Source organism: Pedobacter sp. 01N416, from assembly GCF_056399685.1.
In genome coordinates, this window is sequence record NZ_JBFTRT010000768.1 from 1 (window position 1) to 1,861 (window position 1,861).

Genomic DNA, 1,861 nt, shown 5'->3' on the forward strand with positions numbered 1-1,861 from the left:
GCCAAAACGATGTGTAAATCGCTATTTACCAGAACGGCTTTTCTGCTTTTTAGAAAATCATCTTCAGGTTTAATATTGAAACCGATTAAACTCGTGTGTTTCAGGTGTTTTTCGCGTGCAATTTTTGGCTCAACACTGTATGCTTCGCCCAGATGTTTAACAATGGTTGGCGGGTGACAATGATAAACCAATGAATATAAACTCGAAAAACCTTCGGTTGATACCAATTCTTCGGCATAGAGATTTCCATCAGGTTTACGAAAAACCGTGTGACGTTTAGCTGGAATCTGCCCCAATTTATGATAAATAGGCATAATAAAATGTTGTTATGGTTAGAAAAGAAAAAATCCTAATGAATTAACAATCAAAACGGTAATGCGTTTCAATTAAAAAAGAAGATGGAGTAAATATTACAGAGAATATTGAGCCATGATCAGCTTGGATAGCATCTTATAGCGACGGGCAGCAATAGCGTCGTTTACTAGATTAATATGTAATGCTTTTAAGATCATGGTTTTAATGGCACTAAGGTAAGTATTTTATTTAAAAGTTGAAATTTTAATTACCTTTAATTACTTACTATATGATCATCCCGATGAAATTTATTTTTACATGCTTATTTTTTTTAGCCTTGAGCTATGCCACTTTTGCGCAACAAAATGCCAAGTACACCATTAGGGTTATAGACCGAAGTGGAAAAGCCACAAGAGGTTCTTTTTACGCTGCAGCCGATGATGGTTTAACAATTATCAGAAACCGGAAGGATACCATAAAATTAAGTGCCGACAGTATCAGTGCATTATACATTCATCGTAAAGGGATAGCCGCACCGCTTGCCATTGCCGGAGGTTTAACATTTTTTGCATTGGCCGCAAAAAGTGATAAATTGGTCGAGTCGGTGGTGCTTATTGCTGCAGGTGTGCCTGTTGGTGTATCGGGTGGAATGTTAATTGGTGGTTTACTCTCCAACAAAAAACATTATAAAGCACTTCAGGCAAAAGATTTTCCTTTAATTAAATCAAACCTTCAGAAATACACTGTGTTAAAATAATAACGCTTAAGTTTTATTTTGAATGGCCTAATTTCTTAGCTTTACCGCATATTTAACCAAATCATATATGAAACTAGTATCTTATAAAACCGAAGACAGGGAGCATCTTGGTATATTTATTAACGGACATATTTATAACTTAAATAGTTGCGATAAATTGCTTCCAGATAATATGACTACGTTTTTGCAAGGTGGTGAAGTGTTAATGGAAAGAGCAAAAAGGATAGACGATCAAATAAAAGATGGTAGTTTAGCCGCTAAAGAAGAAATTTTTTACGAGATTTTAGCCCCTGTTCCGCATCCTACCAGTTGTCGCGATGGATACGCTTTCAGACAGCATGTTGCTGCGGCACGTAGAAACAGAAAGGTTGATATGATCCCTCAATTCGATGAGTATCCGATCTTTTATTTCACCAACCACAACGCTATTCAGGGTACTGGCGAAATTGAATGTATGCCAGATCATTTTGATAAACTGGATTTCGAATTAGAGGTTGCGATTGTTATTGGTAAAAAAGGTAGAAATATTAAAGCTGCTGAGGCTGATGAATACATTGCCGGTTACATGGTAATGAACGATATGAGTGCCCGTACTTTGCAGATGGAGGAGATGTTGCTGAATTTGGGCCCTGCAAAAGGAAAAGATTTTTCTACGGTAATTGGTCCATGGTTGGTAACGCCTGATGAATTATTGCAATATAAAGTTGCGCCTAAAGACGGACATGTTGGTAATGCTTACGACCTTAAAATGACCTGCCGGGTAAATGGCATCGAAGTTTCGAAAGGGAATGCCGCTGATATGGACTGGAC

2 protein-coding genes and 1 pseudogene are annotated in these 1,861 nt (G+C 37.4%); 2 read left to right on the forward strand and 1 reads right to left on the reverse strand.

Annotated elements, in window-relative coordinates; translation table 11 throughout:
- Positions 1 to 314 (reverse strand): annotated as a pseudogene (locus AC1DND_RS26930) (homogentisate 1,2-dioxygenase); the annotation flags it as partial.
- A gap of 281 nt (positions 315 to 595) precedes the next feature.
- Between AC1DND_RS26930 and AC1DND_RS26935 the strand changes: the two are divergent.
- Both AC1DND_RS26935 and AC1DND_RS26940 read left to right on the forward strand, forming a co-directional pair.
- Positions 596 to 1,051, forward strand: coding sequence for a hypothetical protein (locus tag AC1DND_RS26935; RefSeq protein ID WP_477585805.1), 456 nt, complete (start codon positions 596 to 598; stop codon positions 1,049 to 1,051).
- Between the two features lie 67 nt (positions 1,052 to 1,118).
- Positions 1,119 to 1,861: fumarylacetoacetate hydrolase family protein (locus tag AC1DND_RS26940; RefSeq protein WP_477585807.1), on the forward strand; the 743-nt coding region annotated here is incomplete at its 3' end.

Excerpts from the sequence above, each read along its gene's own strand:
- AC1DND_RS26935 (WP_477585805.1), top strand. The coding sequence starts at position 596 with ATGAAATTTATTTTTACATGCTTATTTTTTTTAGCCTTGAGCTATGCC.